Below are 16193 nucleotides of genomic sequence, written 5' to 3' on the forward strand. Positions count from 1 at the left end.
GTCATGAGCTGTACGCCGAATTCTCTTCGACGTAGGCGTGGGACAGATCGGTGGTGCGAATGTCGGCATGACCGGCACCGATCGCGAGGTCGACCACGATGTGGATGTCGGCTCCCGACAGATCCACTTCGCGGGCGCCGGGAGCACCCGCGCCCTCCTGGTACACGACAGACCCGTTGAAAGACACCGTGATCCGCTCGGGGTCCAGGGCTACCGGGGCCATCCCGACGGCTGCGACCACCCTGCCCCAGTTGGGGTCGGACCCGAACACCGCGGTCTTGACCAGGCTGTCGCGGGCGATGACCCGCGCGGCGGTCACCGCGTCCTCCTCGGTTTCCGCCCCGGTCACCGTCACGGTGAGTCGCTTGGTGACACCTTCGGCGTCGGCCTGCAGTTGAGCACACAGGTCGTCGCAGACCCGTAGCACCGCGTCGTCGAGATCGGCCTGGGTGGGCGCGATTTCACTGGCACCCGACGCCAACAGCAGGACGGTGTCATTGGTGGAGCAACTTCCGTCGATGTCGAGGCGGTCGAAACTGAGCGCAGCGGCCCTGCGTAACGCCTGATCGAGCGCGGCCGGATCGGCGACGGCGTCGGTGGTGATCACACAGAGCATGGTGGCCAGTGATGGCGCCAGCATGCCGGCGCCTTTGGCCATTCCACCGACAGTCCACTTGTTCTGGTGGTGCAGCGCAACCTGTTTGGGCACGGTGTCGGTGGTCATGATGGCGTGAGCAGCGTCGTCACCGCCGGTGAGACCCCCGTGCATCTCGTGCACGATATCGCTGACTCCGGCGAGCACCTTGTCCATGGGCAGCCGATCGCCGATCAGGCCGGTGGAGCAGACGGCGACCTCGATGGCACCCGTTTCGGTGCCCCAGTCCGACAACGCGGCCGCAACGGCTTCCGCGGTCGCGTGGGTGTCCTGGAAGCCACCGGGACCCGTACAGGCATTCGCCCCGCCGGAATTCAGGATCACCGCGCGCAACTGCCCCGTGGTCAGCACCTGCTGCGTCCAGAGCACCGGTGCGGCCTTCACCTTGTTGCGGGTGAACACTCCTGCCGCCGAGTAGTCGGGGCCCTCATTGAACACCATGGCCAGATCGCGGGTGCCGGACGCTTTGATACCGGCAGCGATGCCCGCGGCCCGGAACCCGGCCGCGGCGGTGACCCCCTGCGCGCGAAGCAACCGTGTCTGGCCGGCGACTTCGTCGCCCGGGTCGGTCAGGGGCTCGGTCATGGGGCGACTCCGACCACCGAAAGTCCCTCGGTCTCCGGCCAACCGAGCGCCAGATTCATCGACTGCACCGCAGCGCCTCCTGTTCCCTTGACCAAGTTGTCGATTGCGGCGATCGCGACGAACGTCGCTGCGTCCTCGTCGACGGCGACCGCGATGTGTGCAGCATTGCTGCCGATCACCGAACCGGTTCGGGGCAACTGACCCTCCGGCATCAGGTGAATGAAAGGTTCAGCGTCGTAGGCCTTTTCGTACGCGGTGCGGAGCTGCGAGATGGGCGCACGAGTGGGGGCGGTGCAGGTGGCGAGAATGCCGCGAGAGGTCGGAATCAGCACCGGCGTGAAGGAAACGGTCACGTCACGGTCGGTGACCGACCGCAGCCCTTGCACGATTTCAGGGGTATGACGGTGAGCGCCACCGATGTTGTAAGCCCGCGCAGAGCCGATGACCTCCGATCCGAGCAGATCGGTCTTGGCCGCCCGACCCGCCCCGGAGGTGCCACTGACCGCGACGACGGTGACGGCCGGCTCGATGAGGCCTGCTGCTACAGCAGGCATCAGGGCGAGTAGCGCCGCCGTCGGGTAACAGCCGGGCACGGCGATGCGGCGCGTACCTCTCAATCTGTCCCTGCCACCGGGCAATTCGGGCAACCCGTAAGGCCAGTTGCCGGCGTGCGGGGAGCCGTAGAAGCGCTCCCACGCTGTCGCGTCGGTGAGCCGGAAGTCCGCTCCGCAATCGACGACCAACGTCTGCGGGCCGAGTTGTTCGGCGAGAGCCGCCGAATGTCCATGGGGCAAAGCAAGAAAGACCACGTCGTGGCCGCTCAACACCGCCAACTCAGTCGGCTCCACGACGCGCTGGGCCAGCGGAACCAGGTGCGGGTGATGCTCACCCAGAGAACTTCCAGCACTGCTGGCCGCTGTCACCGCGCCTATTGTCAGGCGGCCGTCGACGTAGGCCGGATGCCCGAGGAGCAGGCGGAGAATCTCACCGCCCGCGTAACCACTGGCACCGGCGACCGCTACCCGAACTGTGTCGACCATTCGGCGATTCTGCATTGTTATGCAGTCGTTTGCAAATTCATTCGACGGCGCGAGATCGTACCCACGCCAGGCGTCCGCAACAAGAGCCGACTCGCCCGCTGTCAACACGACACGCCGAAGTGCCCCTTCACATTCCCCCGCTGCGCTGATATACACGAGGGAGCAGTTGCTCTCTGGCACAGCTGATTTCGGGCAAAAGGTAGGACCACAAGGTCATTCGCAGACTATAAGATTCTGCCCGGAAATTCTTAGAAATAACGGGTTTAACCTCCTCTCCGTACGGGGATCTATTGCCCACGTGTTGCCCCTGTGACGATCGGGCGTCGTTGGGTCGCGGCTTGTTCCATTGGGGTCATCTGGGGAGATGGACATGTCCTTTGTCATTGCTGTGCCTGAATTCGTCGAAGCGGCGGCCGAGCAGCTTGCCGGTATCCGCTCATCATTGGTTGACGTGACTTCTGCTGCGGCAGGCGCGACGACCGAACTCGTGCCCGCGGCCGCGGACGAGGTGTCGGCCGCGATCGCCCGGCTGTTCGGCACCCTGGGTACCGACTACCAGGCTGTCAGCGCCCAAGCGACGGCGTACCACCAGGAATTCGTCGCGATGATGACCCAGAGCGCGACCGCATACGCGGCCGCCGAGGCGGTCAACGGCTCGGCGCTGGTGAGCCTCGACGGCTTCTTGTCGGCATTGCAGAACGGTTTCGCCAACCTCGCCGCACAGGTGAACGCCGCCTTGGGCACCACCTTCGGCATTCCTGGCCTGGGCGGTTCGATCGGCGGGTCCGGCTCGCTGATGGGGAGCCTGGACGCGGGCGCGGCGCTGCGGGCGTTGGCCTCGCTGCCCAACCTGGGCGCGGGCCTGGCCCTGCAGACCGGGGGTGCCCTCTCGTCCGGACTTGGTGCGGGGCTGACTCAGACCGGTCAAGCCATCGCCAATTCCGGTGTCGCCCTGCAGAGCCTTGGCGCCACTCTCACGGGCAACGGCGCCGCGTTGTTCGGCCCCGCCAACGCGGCCCTTGAAGCGTTCCTGCGGACCGGTATCGGCGCCAACCTTTCTGCCGACCTCTCCGCCAGCCTGAACGCGAACTTCTCCGGCCTGACCGAACTCGCCCAGACCGGCGGAATGCTGGTCGGCAATTTCTTCGGAAGCCTCGGCGGCTTGGTGACCAACTTCGGCGCCACCCTGCCCGCGCTCAGCGCCCAACTCGGCGGCGCGCTCAACGCCGCCCTCACCGGCGGCCTGCCGGCGTTCCAGGCGGGCCTGAACGGACTCATCAGCGCGGGCCAGAACCTCGCCGGCAGCTTCAGCGCAGCGCTGCCCGCATTGGCCGGGCAGCTGAACGGCGCGTTGTCCGGCGCCTTCGGCACCGGCTTGGCCAGCCTCAACGCCGCGTTGAACGCGGCTCTCAGCGGCGGTCTGCCGACGCTGCAGGCCGGACTCAGCGGACTGATCAACGCGGGTCAGAACCTGGCAGCGAACTTCAGCGCGACCCTGCCGGCCCTGTCCGCGGCCCTCAACGGCGCCCTTTCCGGCAGCTTCGAAGCCAGCCTGGCCGGCCTGGAAGCCGCGCTGTCCGGCACCCTGAGCCTGCCGGCTCTGTCGGCTGCCCTGGAGGGCCTGGTCCAGACCGGCGCCAGCCTCGCCGGTAACTTCCCGGCACTGGCGGCGCAGCTCGCGGGCAACTTCGGCACCGGACTGGCCAGCCTGAACACTGCCCTCAACGCTGCTTTCAACGCAGCTCTCAGTGGCGCTCCGGCTTTCCAGGGCGCCTTGAACGCACTGCTCAGCGCGGGCCAGAACCTGGCGGCAAACTTCAGCGCGGCGTTCCCCGCCCTGTCGGCATCGCTCTCCGGGGCGCTGTCCGGCAACCTGAGCGCGAGTCTGGCCGGACTGTCGGCCGCCCTCAACGGCGCATTCACCGGCGGCCTCAACGGGCTGACGGCCGCGCTGAACGCCGCTTTCGGCGGCGGGCTGCCGTCATTCTCCGCCGCGCTCAACGCCCTGGCCCAGACCGGAGCCAACCTGGCCGCCCAGCTCAGCGGCAGCTTCGGCACCGGACTCGCCGCATTGAACGCCGCCCTCAACAACACCCTGGCCGCCGCACTCAACGGCGCGCTGTCCGCCGGCTTCAACGCCACGTTCCCGGCCATCAGTGCCGCCTTCCAGGGCGCGCTGAACGCCGCCCTGTCGGGGAGCCTGCCGGCCTTCCAGGCGTCTCTGGGTGCTTTGAACGGGGCGTTCCAGGCCGCGTTCAGTGCCGCGCTTGCCGGGGCGCCCGCGCTGACGGGCGCGTTGAATGCGTTGTTTGCCGCGGGTCAGAACCTCGCTGCGACGTTCACCGCCGGACTGCCCGCGTTGGCTGCGCAGCTCTCGGGGGCGTTCGGGGCGACGTTGCCGACGTTGTCGGCGGCGTTCACCGGGGCGATCAACGCCGCGCTCTCGGGTAGCTTGCCGGCCTTCCAAGCGAGCTTGGGGGCGCTGTCGGGGGCGTTCAACGCCGCCCTGTCGGCCGCGTTCGCTGGGGCCCCGGCCCTGCAGGCCGGGTTGAATGCCCTGCTCAATGCCGGCGCGAACCTGGCCGCCAGCTTCACCGGGGCCTTCCCGGCGCTGGCCGCGCAACTGTCGGCTGCTTTCGGTGGGGCCCTGCCCGCGCTGAACGCCGCGTTCTCGGCCACCCTGTCCGCGGCCCTCTCGGGCAGCCTGCCGGCCTTCCAAGCCTCTCTGGGCGCGCTGAACGCGGCATTCCAGACCGCGCTGAACGCGGCCCTGGCCGGGGCCCCGGCCTTGCAGGCCGGCCTCAACGCCCTGATCAACGCCGGGGCCAACCTGGCCGCGACCTTCGCCGGAGCCCTGCCCGCGCTCTCGGCCAGCTTCCAAGCCACCCTGCCCGCGCTCAACGCCGCCCTCTCGGCGGCCCTGAGCGCGGCGTTCTCGGGCAGCCTGCCGGCCTTCCAAGCGAGCCTGGCCGCCCTGTCCGGGGCGTTCAACGCCGCGCTGAACGCCGCCCTGTCCGGGGCCCCGGCCCTGCAAGCCGGCCTCAACGCCCTGCTCAACGCCGGGGCGAACCTGGCCGCCAACCTCGCCGCGGCCTTCCCCAACCTCTCGGCCGCCCTGAACGCCATGCTCAGCGTCAACCTCGACCTGGCCGGGCTCTCCGCAGCGTTGAACGCAGCCCTGGGAGGCAGCCTCAACGGCCTCTCGGCGGCGCTGAACGCCGCGTTCTCCGGTGCCCTGCCAGCCTTCTCAGCCAGCCTGGGCGCGATCAACACCGCCTTCCAAGGCGCGCTGAACGCCGCCCTGTCGGGCAGCCTGCCGGCCTTCCAAGCCTCCCTGGGCGCTTTGAACGGCGCGTTCCAGGCCGCGCTGTCAGCCGCCCTGTCCGGGGCCCCGGCCCTGTCGGCCGGGTTCAACGCCCTGCTGGCCGCCAGCCAGAACCTGGCCGCCACCTTCGCCGGATCCCTACCCGCCCTGGCCGCCCAACTGTCGGGGGCGTTCGGGGCGACGTTGCCGACGTTGTCGGCGGCGTTCACCGGGGCGATCAACGCCGCGCTCTCGGGTAGCTTGCCGGCCTTCCAAGCGAGCTTGGGTGCGCTGTCGGGGGCGTTCAACGCCGCCCTGTCGGCCGCGTTCGCTGGGGCCCCGGCCCTGCAGGCCGGGTTGAATGCGCTGCTCAATGCCGGCGCGAACCTGGCCGCCAGCTTCACCGGGGCCTTCCCGGCGCTGGCCGCGCAACTGTCGGCTGCTTTCGGTGGGGCCCTGCCCGCGCTGAACGCCGCGTTCTCGGCCACCCTGTCCGCGGCCCTCTCGGGCAGCCTGCCGGCCTTCCAAGCCTCTCTGGGCGCGCTGAACGCGGCATTCCAGACCGCGCTGAACGCGGCCCTGGCCGGGGCCCCGGCCTTGCAGGCCGGCCTCAATGCCCTGATCAACGCCGGGGCCAACCTGGCCGCGACCTTCGCCGGAGCCCTGCCCGCGCTCTCGGCCAGCTTCCAAGCCACTCTGCCCGCGCTCAACGCCGCCCTCTCGGCGGCCCTGAGCGCGGCGTTCTCGGGCAGCCTGCCGGCCTTCCAAGCGAGCCTGGCCGCCCTCTCGGGAGCGTTCAACGCCGCGCTGAACGCCGCCCTGTCCGGGGCCCCGGCCCTGCAAGCCGGCCTCAACGCCCTGCTCAACGCCGGGGCGAACCTGGCCGCCAACCTCGCCGCGGCCTTCCCCAACCTCTCGGCCGCCCTGAACGCCATGCTCAGCGTCAACCTCGACCTGGCCGGGCTCTCCGCAGCGTTGAACGCAGCCCTGGGAGGCAGCCTCAACGGCCTCTCGGCGGCGCTGAACGCCGCGTTCTCCGGTGCCCTGCCGGCGTTCTCGGCCTCCCTCGGGGCGATCAACACCGCCTTCCAAGGCGCGCTGAACGCCGCCCTGTCGGGCAGCCTGCCGGCCTTCCAAGCCTCCCTGGGCGCTTTGAACGGCGCGTTCCAGGCCGCGCTGTCAGCCGCCCTGTCCGGGGCCCCGGCCCTGTCGGCCGGGTTCAACGCCCTGCTGGCCGCCAGCCAGAACCTGGCCGCCACCTTCGCCGGATCCCTACCCGCCCTGGCCGCGCAGCTGTCGGGGGCGTTCGGGGCGACGTTGCCGACGTTGTCGGCGGCGTTCACCGGGGCGATCAACGCCGCGCTCTCGGGTAGCTTGCCGGCCTTCCAAGCGAGCTTGGGGGCGCTGTCGGGGGCGTTCAACGCCGCCCTGTCGGCCGCGTTCGCTGGGGCCCCGGCCCTGCAGGCCGGGTTGAATGCGCTGCTCAATGCCGGCGCGAACCTGGCCGCCAGCTTCACCGGGGCCTTCCCGGCGCTGGCCGCGCAACTGTCGGCTGCTTTCGGTGGGGCCCTGCCCGCGCTGAACGCCGCGTTCTCGGCCACCCTGTCCGCGGCGTTGTCGGGCAGCCTGCCGGCCTTCCAAGCCTCTCTGGGCGCGCTGAATGCGGCATTCCAGACCGCGCTGAACGCGGCCCTGGCCGGGGCCCCGGCCTTGCAGGCCGGCCTCAATGCCCTGATCAACGCCGGGGCCAACCTGGCCGCGACCTTCGCCGGAGCCCTGCCCGCGCTCTCGGCCAGCTTCCAAGCCACTCTGCCCGCGCTCAACGCCGCCCTCTCGGCGGCCCTGAGCGCGGCGTTCTCGGGCAGCCTGCCGGCCTTCCAAGCGAGCCTGGCCGCCCTCTCGGGAGCGTTCAACGCCGCCCTCAATGCCGCCCTGTCCGGGGCCCCGGCCCTGCAAGCCGGCCTCAACGCCCTGCTCAACGCCGGGGCGAACCTGGCCGCCAACCTCGCCGCGGCCTTCCCCAACCTCTCGGCCGCCCTCAACGGGATGCTGAGTCTGAACCTGAACCTGGCCGGGCTCTCCGCAGCGTTGAACGCAGCCCTGGGAGGCAGCCTCAACGGCCTCTCGGCGGCGCTGAACGCCGCGTTCTCCGGTGCCCTGCCAGCCTTCTCAGCCAGCCTGGGCGCGATCAACACCGCCTTCCAAGGCGCGCTGAACGCCGCCCTGTCGGGCAGCCTGCCGGCTTTCCAAGCCTCCCTGGGCGCTTTGAACGGCGCGTTCCAGGCCGCGCTGTCAGCCGCCCTGTCCGGGGCCCCGGCCCTCTCAGCCGGGTTCAACGCCCTGCTCGCGGCCAGCCAGAACCTGGCCGCCACCTTCGCCGGATCCCTACCCGCCCTGGCCGCGCAGCTGTCGGGGGCGTTCGGGGCGACGTTGCCGACGTTGTCGGCGGCGTTCACCGGGGCGATCAACGCCGCCCTGTCGGGTAGCTTGCCGGCCTTCCAAGCGAGCTTGGGTGCGCTGTCGGGGGCGTTCAACGCCGCCCTGTCGGCCGCGTTCGCTGGGGCCCCGGCCCTGCAGGCCGGGTTGAATGCGCTGCTCAATGCCGGCGCGAACCTGGCCGCCAGCTTCACCGGGGCCTTCCCGGCGCTGGCCGCGCAACTGTCGGCTGCTTTCGGTGGGGCCCTGCCCGCGCTGAACGCCGCGTTCTCGGCCACCCTGTCCGCGGCCCTCTCGGGCAGCCTGCCGGCCTTCCAAGCCTCTCTGGGCGCGCTGAACGCGGCATTCAACGCCGCGCTGAACGCGGCCCTGGCCGGGGCCCCGGCCTTGCAGGCCGGCCTCAATGCCCTGATCAACGCCGGGGCCAACCTGGCCGCGACCTTCGCCGGAGCCCTGCCCGCGCTCTCGGCCAGCTTCCAAGCCACTCTGCCCGCGCTCAACGCCGCCCTCTCGGCGGCCCTGAGCGCGGCGTTCTCGGGCAGCCTGCCGGCCTTCCAAGCGAGCCTGGCCGCCCTGTCCGGGGCGTTCAACGCCGCGCTGAACGCCGCCCTGTCCGGGGCCCCGGCCCTGCAAGCCGGCCTCAACGCCCTGCTCAACGCCGGGGCGAACCTGGCCGCCAACCTCGCCGCGGCCTTCCCCAACCTCTCGGCCGCCCTGAACGCCATGCTCAGCGTCAACCTCGACCTGGCCGGGCTCTCCGCAGCGTTGAACGCAGCCCTGGGAGGCAGCCTCAACGGCCTCTCGGCGGCGCTGAACGCCGCGTTCTCCGGTGCCCTGCCGGCGTTCTCGGCCTCCCTCGGGGCGATCAACACCGCCTTCCAAGGCGCGCTGAACGCCGCCCTGTCGGGCAGCCTGCCGGCCTTCCAAGCCTCCCTGGGCGCTTTGAACGGCGCGTTCCAGGCCGCGCTGTCAGCCGCCCTGTCCGGGGCCCCGGCCCTCTCAGCCGGGTTCAACGCCCTGCTCGCGGCCAGCCAGAACCTGGCCGCCACCTTCGCCGGATCCCTACCCGCCCTGGCCGCGCAGCTGTCGGGGGCGTTCGGGGCGACGTTGCCGACGTTGTCGGCGGCGTTCACCGGGGCGATCAACGCCGCCCTGTCGGGTAGCTTGCCGGCCTTCCAAGCGAGCTTGGGTGCGCTGTCGGGGGCGTTCAACGCCGCCCTGTCGGCCGCGTTCGCTGGGGCCCCGGCCCTGCAGGCCGGCCTCAACGCGCTGCTCAATGCCGGCGCGAACCTGGCCGCCAGCTTCACCGGGGCCTTCCCGGCGCTGGCCGCGCAACTGTCGGCTGCTTTCGGTGGGGCCCTGCCCGCGCTGAACGCCGCGTTCTCGGCCACCCTGTCCGCGGCGTTGTCGGGCAGCCTGCCGGCCTTCCAAGCCTCTCTGGGCGCGCTGAATGCGGCATTCCAGACCGCGCTGAACGCGGCCCTGGCCGGGGCCCCGGCCTTGCAGGCCGGCCTCAATGCCCTGATCAACGCCGGGGCCAACCTGGCCGCGACCTTCGCCGGAGCCCTGCCCGCGCTCTCGGCCAGCTTCCAAGCCACTCTGCCCGCGCTCAACGCCGCCCTCTCGGCGGCCCTGAGCGCGGCGTTCTCGGGCAGCCTGCCGGCCTTCCAAGCGAGCCTGGCCGCCCTCTCGGGAGCGTTCAACGCCGCCCTCAATGCCGCCCTGTCCGGGGCCCCGGCCCTGCAAGCCGGCCTCAACGCCCTGCTCAACGCCGGGGCGAACCTGGCCGCCAACCTCGCCGCGGCCTTCCCCAACCTCTCGGCCGCCCTCAACGGGATGCTGAGTCTGAACCTGAACCTGGCCGGGCTCTCCGCAGCGTTGAACGCAGCCCTGGGAGGCAGCCTCAACGGCCTCTCGGCGGCGCTGAACGCCGCGTTCTCCGGTGCCCTGCCAGCCTTCTCAGCCAGCCTGGGCGCGATCAACACCGCCTTCCAAGGCGCGCTGAACGCCGCCCTGTCGGGCAGCCTGCCGGCTTTCCAAGCCTCCCTGGGCGCTTTGAACGGCGCGTTCCAGGCCGCGCTGTCAGCCGCCCTGTCCGGGGCCCCGGCCCTCTCAGCCGGGTTCAACGCCCTGCTCGCGGCCAGCCAGAACCTGGCCGCCACCTTCGCCGGATCCCTACCCGCCCTGGCCGCGCAGCTGTCGGGGGCGTTCGGGGCGACGTTGCCGACGTTGTCGGCGGCGTTCACCGGGGCGATCAACGCCGCCCTGTCGGGTAGCTTGCCGGCCTTCCAAGCGAGCTTGGGTGCGCTGTCGGGGGCGTTCAACGCCGCCCTGTCGGCCGCGTTCGCTGGGGCCCCGGCCCTGCAGGCCGGGTTGAATGCGCTGCTCAATGCCGGCGCGAACCTGGCCGCCAGCTTCACCGGGGCCTTCCCGGCGCTGGCCGCGCAACTGTCGGCTGCTTTCGGTGGGGCCCTGCCCGCGCTGAACGCCGCGTTCTCGGCCACCCTGTCCGCGGCGTTGTCGGGCAGCCTGCCGGCCTTCCAAGCCTCTCTGGGCGCGCTGAACGCGGCATTCAACGCCGCGCTGAACGCGGCCCTGGCCGGGGCCCCGGCCTTGCAGGCCGGCCTCAATGCCCTGATCAACGCCGGGGCCAACCTGGCCGCGACCTTCGCCGGAGCCCTGCCCGCGCTCTCGGCCAGCTTCCAAGCCACTCTGCCCGCGCTCAACGCCGCCCTCTCGGCGGCCCTGAGCGCGGCGTTCTCGGGCAGCCTGCCGGCCTTCCAAGCGAGCCTGGCCGCCCTGTCCGGGGCGTTCAACGCCGCCCTGAACGCCGCCCTGTCCGGGGCCCCGGCCCTGCAAGCCGGCCTCAACGCCCTGCTCAACGCCGGAGCGAACCTGGCCGCCAACCTCGCCGCGGCCTTCCCCAACCTCTCGGCCGCCCTGAACGCCATGCTCAGCGTCAACCTCGACCTGGCCGGGCTCTCCGCAGCGTTGAACGCAGCCCTGGGAGGCAGCCTCAACGGCCTCTCCGCGGCGCTGAACGCCGCGTTCTCCGGTGCCCTGCCAGCCTTCTCAGCCAGCCTGGGCGCGATCAACACCGCCTTCCAAGGCGCGCTGAACGCCGCCCTGTCGGGCAGCCTGCCGGCCTTCCAAGCCTCCCTGGGCGCTTTGAACGGCGCGTTCCAGGCCGCGCTGTCAGCCGCCCTGTCCGGGGCCCCGGCCCTGTCGGCCGGGTTCAACGCCCTACTGGCCGCCAGCCAGAACCTGGCCGCCACCTTCGCCGGATCCCTACCCGCCCTGGCCGCCCAACTCTCGGCCACCTTCGGCGGTGCCCTGCCCGCATTGAACGCCGCGTTGAGCGCCACTCTCTCGGCGGCGCTTTCAGGCAGCCTGCCGGCCTTCCAAGCCTCCCTCGGCGCGCTGAACACCGCGTTCCAGGCCGCGCTGACCGCCGCCCTGTCCGGGGCACCCGCCCTGCAGGCCGGGCTCAGCGCCCTGGCCACCGCCGGACAAAACCTGATCGCGGGCTTCGGCGCCGCCTTCCCGGCCCTGGCCGCGCAACTGTCGGCCACCTTCGGGGGCACCCTGCCCGCACTCAACGCCGCCTTTAACGCCACCCTCTCAGCGGCCCTCTCAGGCAGCCTGCCGGCCTTCCAAGCCTCCCTGGGCGCCCTGAACGCGGCATTCCAGACCGCGCTGAACGCTGCCCTGGCCGGGGCCCCAGCCTTCCAGGCCGGCCTCAACGCCCTGATCAACGCCGGGGCCAACCTGGCCGCGACCTTCGCCGGAGCCCTACCCGCGCTCTCAGCCAGCTTCAGCGCGTCCCTGCCCGCGCTCAACGCCGCCCTCTCCGCGACGCTGACCGCGGCGTTCTCAGGCAGCCTGCCGGCCTTCCAAGCCTCCCTGGCCGCCCTCTCGGGAGCGTTCAACGCCGCCCTGAACGCCGCCCTGTCCGGGGCCCCGGCCCTGCAAGCCGGCCTCAACGCCCTGCTCAACGCCGGCGCCAACCTGGCCGCCAGCATCAATGCCGCGCTGCCCAACCTCTCGCTCACGTTGGCGGGACTGCTCTCGAGCAGCGTGAATCTGGCCGGTCTGTCAGCACTTCTCACAGGCAGCCTGCCGGCGTTCCAGGCCAGCTTGGCTGCTCTGAGCGGGGCCTTCCAGGCCGCCGTAAGCGCGGCTCTGGCCGGAGCTCCGGCCTTCCAGGCTGCGCTCAGCGGGCTGATCACTGCCGGACAGAACCTGGCCGCCAACTTCGCCGGCGCCCTGCCGGCCCTGGCCGCGCAACTGTCGGGGGCTTTCGGGGCCACTCTGCCCGCCCTGTCGGCCGCATTCAGCGGCGCGATCAACGCCGCGCTGAGCGGGAGCCTGCCGGCATTCCAGGCCGGCCTGAGCGCCCTCAACGGCGCCTTCCAGGCCGCCCTCAACGCCGCCTTGGGCGGGGTCCCGGCGCTGCAAGCCGGCCTCAACGCCCTACTCAACGCCGGAGCCAACCTCGCCGCGAGCATCAACGCCGCTCTGCCCAACCTGTCACTGGCCCTCAACGCCGCGCTCTCCGGCAGTCTCAATCTGGCCGGACTCTCCGCCGCCCTCAACAGCGGGATCACCGGCCTGCTGAACGCTGGTGGGACGCTCTCGGCCGGGTTGTCCTCGAGCTTGTCCGGACTGACCCAAACAGGCGCTGCGATCACCAGCAACCTGATGGCGGCGCTGACCGGAAGTGGTCAGACCGGCGCGGCGATCGCGGGCATCTGGCTGAACGCGCTCAACCAGGCGGCCGCGGTCTTCAACAACGCCCTCGGCGCCAGCTTCGGGGCCAGCCTGTCCGGGTTCGGCCAAACCGGCGGAGCTCTCGTCGCAGGTTTCGAGAACGCGCTGGCGGGTCTTACGCAGACGGGCGGCACGCTGTTGGCGTCGCTGGACAACGCCGGCCTGACCCTCGGCGCCTCGATCCGCAACGTCCTGCTGAACCTGCAACTGGCGCTGCAGGCAGCGCTGAACGCCAGCTTCGGCGTCTCGGTCGGCACCTAAGCGCCGCAGCTCCCGACGACGCGGCACCGAACGTGTGGCAGCAGCTGCCGTTCGGTGCCGCGTCCTTGGGTCTCGGCTAGACCGCGGCAGTGCGCTGGGAGTGGCGCTGCAATGCCGATCGCGCACGAGCCACCACCTCAGCGCCGTCGGGCTCGGACTCACCGTGAGCAGCGAAGCCGATCGGGCCCAGGCTTTCCTGCAGCGCACTCAACTGATCGGCGTGTAATGGTGAAACCTTGCCTGCCTTCAGTTGTGCCCAGTGCAGGAACGCCACGTCGTCCCCGGCACCGAGCCGAAGCAGCAATTTCGTGACGTAGCGCAGGCTGATCCACAGTTCCGTCCAGTCGCCCACGCGGTCCCAGTGATCCAGGACGTCGTCGAACAATTGCGCCGCCGCGACGGGATCACCGTGCACGGCACGAGTCGCAGCGGCCTCCATCAAAGCGATGCCGTACCACCAGAAGTTCTGTACGTCCCCGGCCAGGCTCGCCGCTTCGTCGAACAGGGCCAGGGCCCGCCCCGGTTCGGCCCGCTTGAGCAGGAACGCCAGGCCGAAGTAGGCGGTCGACCGGGCAGTCGGGTTCCCGGTGGTTTCGGCGATCTCCACGCCTTCTCGCGCAGCCGGCAGATAGGGGTCGAAGTCGCCGCCCAAGACGCCGTGCAGTACTGCGCCGGTGGAGAGCGTCTGTCCCAACCGGATCGGGTTTCCACCCCGCCGCGCCACCGCAACCTGTTCATCCCAGTAGTTGAGAACCCGGTCGACCTCACCCTCGTGCAGATCCAGATCGGCGAGCACATCTCCTGGGAACGCGATCCGCGACGTACCGGGGCCGGGCACCCGTCCCCCCGCCAGGTCCGCCAGCCTGCGCGCCGCCGCATACTCACCGCGGGCCCAGGCACCCCGTGCGGCCGTTCCGACCACCGCGGGGTACAGCGGGTGATCGGGTTCGGCGACCGCCGCGACGCGTTCGGCCCACCGGAACACCTCGTATCCGACGCGAATGCCGAAGATCTCCGCACACGCGGCGACCAGCCGTAGCGCGAGGTCGATGTTCTGCTCGGACATCGCGCGCTCGAATGCGGTGCGCAGGTTGTCGTAGTCGGGCAGCACCCGCTCGATCCATTCGCGTTCCTCTGCGGTCTCCACGCCGGCCCCGGCTCGCTCGGCCAGGTCGGTGAAGTATTCCGCGTGCCGAACTGCCAGCACTTTCTCGATTCCCAGTTCCTGCAGGCGATCTCGCCCATACGCACGGAGGGTCTCCAGGACCGCGTAGCGGGTGTGGTCGGTCAGGTTGCGCACCACGACCATCGACTTGTCGACCAGACCGGCCAGCAAATCCAGCGTGTCGTCCTCGTCACCGTTGCCTGACGCGGCGTGGGCAGCCGCCAGGTCGAAGGACCCCGCAAACACCGACAATTGCGCGAAAAACACCTGCTCACCCTCGGTGAGCAATCGATACGACCAATCGATGGTGGCCACCAGACTCTGCTGACGTGGCAATGCCCCGCGCAGCGCACCCCGCAGAAAGCCCAACCGATCCAACCGCCGCACCACATCGGCAGCGCTCATCACCCGCATCCGCGCCGCCGCCAGCTCCACCCCCAGCGGCAGACAATCCACCCGCCGGCAAATTTCCGCCACCGTTCCTGCCGGCTGCCCTTCCGCCCTGAACCCCGGCACACCGGCGCGCGCCCGGTCCACGAACAACCGCGTCGCATCCTCCACCGCCAGCGGCGCGATGACCACGATCCGCTCGCCCTCAACCCCCAATGCCTGACGGCTCGTGGCCAAGACCGCGATCCCCGGGCACTGACCCACAATGCGCTGAGCCAACCCGGCCGCCGCCTCCACCACGTGTTCACAGTTGTCCAGTACCACCAGCGCCGTCCGTGACCGCAGATACTCGATCACCGACTCCTCGATGCCCATCCCGTGCTGCTGCCGTAACCGCAGCGCCGCAGCCACCGCATGGCCTACCGCGTCACCGTTGTCCAACGGTCCCAACTCACACAGCCACACCCCATCGACAAACCGCTGCTGATCCCGACGCGCTATTTCCCACGCCAGCCGCGTCTTACCGACACCCCCCACCCCTACCAACGTCACCAGCGGCCCCTCCCCCAGCGCCGCGGCCGTCTGTGCCAGTTCGCGCTCATGACCGACGAAACTCGTCGCCCGCCGCAACAACCCCGAATGCGGCCGATCACAGACCACCGGACGCACCGGCACGACGTCCACGGTGACCGCCGGCTCGGCGCGATGGCGGGCTTCACCAGCGAGGATCTGCTGGTGGACGCGAGCCAGCGCCGGGCTAGGTTCGACGCCAAGTTCCTCGACGAGCCGAAGCCGGGTGCGGCGGTAGGTGTCCAGCGCATCGGCCTGGCGCCCGGACCGGTACTGCGCCAGCATCAGCTGCGCAGCCAGCCGCTCGTCGAGCGGATGAGCGGCGTGCGACGCGCTCAACTCCACCAACAATTCACCATGGCGCTCCGCCCGCAACGCCACGTCGTTGCGATCCAGTTCCACCGCGAACCGCTCCGCACGCACCGCGCTACGAACTTCGTTGACCCACGGTGTATCGAGGAACATGAAGGGCTCACCGGACCAGACCCCCAACGCCTGGTCGAAGAGCGCCGTAGCCTCCGCCGGATCAGAACTCGCGCGCGCCCGCGCCGCCAGGTCCCGGAACCTGTGCAAATCCACCGACAGCGCATCCGTACTCAGCACGTATCCCGACGGCCCTCGCGAGATCGTCACGCCATCGATATCGGCGAGCAGACTCCGCAGGCGAGACACATAGCCCGCCAACGAGTTCCGGGCACGGCGTGGCGGCCGATCCGACCACACCCGATCCACCAACTGCTCCGGGGAAACCGCGTGATTGACATCCACCAGCAACGCGACCAAGACGCACTGGCGCCGCGCGTGCCCGATGTCCAACCGCCGCCCGTCCACACACACCTCGACGTCGCCGAGCAAGCGGAACTCGACCGTCATTCGGCCCTCTCTTCAGGCAGCAGCAAACACAGCGTGTCTGGTGAGATCAGAGCATACGACGAGCACGGATAGGCACGGCACAAATCATTGACGAATGGACGTCAACCGCTGCCGTATACCGGTGATCGCCTTGAAGTCAGTGGC

Annotated in this window: 4 protein-coding genes; 1 reads left to right on the forward strand and 3 read right to left on the reverse strand. The window is 70.5% G+C overall.

Going from position 1 to position 16193, the window contains the following annotated elements; genetic code table 11:
- Position 1: 1 nt before the first annotated feature.
- Both argJ and argC read right to left on the reverse strand, forming a co-directional pair.
- Positions 2–1240, reverse strand: coding sequence for a bifunctional glutamate N-acetyltransferase/amino-acid acetyltransferase ArgJ (argJ, locus tag ACNQS7_RS04760; RefSeq protein ID WP_418011650.1), 1239 nt, complete (start codon positions 1238–1240; stop codon positions 2–4).
- On the reverse strand, positions 1237–2280 hold the full coding sequence (argC, locus tag ACNQS7_RS04765; protein ID WP_418011651.1) for an N-acetyl-gamma-glutamyl-phosphate reductase: 1044 nt from the start codon (positions 2278–2280) through the stop codon (positions 1237–1239). The genes argJ and argC overlap by 4 nt, the downstream gene beginning before the upstream one ends.
- Before the next feature lie 370 nt (positions 2281–2650).
- Between argC and ACNQS7_RS04770 the strand changes: the two genes are divergently transcribed.
- Complete coding sequence (locus ACNQS7_RS04770) at positions 2651–13051, forward strand: hypothetical protein (RefSeq protein ID WP_418011652.1); 10401 nt, start codon at positions 2651–2653, stop codon at positions 13049–13051.
- A 76-nt stretch (positions 13052–13127) separates the two neighbouring features.
- On the opposite strand, the gene ACNQS7_RS04775 is transcribed toward ACNQS7_RS04770, so the two are convergent.
- Positions 13128–16049 carry a BTAD domain-containing putative transcriptional regulator gene (locus ACNQS7_RS04775; RefSeq protein WP_418011653.1) on the reverse strand — a complete coding sequence of 974 codons (2922 nt, stop codon included), beginning with the start codon at positions 16047–16049 and terminating at the stop codon, positions 13128–13130.
- Between the last annotated feature and the right edge of the window lie 144 nt (positions 16050–16193).

The sequence above is a fragment of the Mycobacterium sp. 23 genome (genome assembly GCF_048287075.1).
In the GTDB taxonomy this organism is placed as follows: Bacteria; Actinomycetota; Actinomycetes; order Mycobacteriales; family Mycobacteriaceae; genus Mycobacterium; species Mycobacterium gordonae_B.

Bases quoted from the DNA above. Each gene is read 5' to 3' on its own strand.
- argJ (WP_418011650.1), bottom strand. From the start codon at position 1,240: ATGACCGAGCCCCTGACCGACCCGGGCGACGAAGTCGCCGGCCAGACA.
- argC (WP_418011651.1), bottom strand. From the start codon at position 2,280: ATGGTCGACACAGTTCGGGTAGCGGTCGCCGGTGCCAGTGGTTACGCG.
- ACNQS7_RS04770 (WP_418011652.1), top strand. From the start codon at position 2,651: ATGTCCTTTGTCATTGCTGTGCCTGAATTCGTCGAAGCGGCGGCCGAG.
- ACNQS7_RS04775 (WP_418011653.1), bottom strand. From the start codon at position 16,049: ATGACGGTCGAGTTCCGCTTGCTCGGCGACGTCGAGGTGTGTGTGGAC.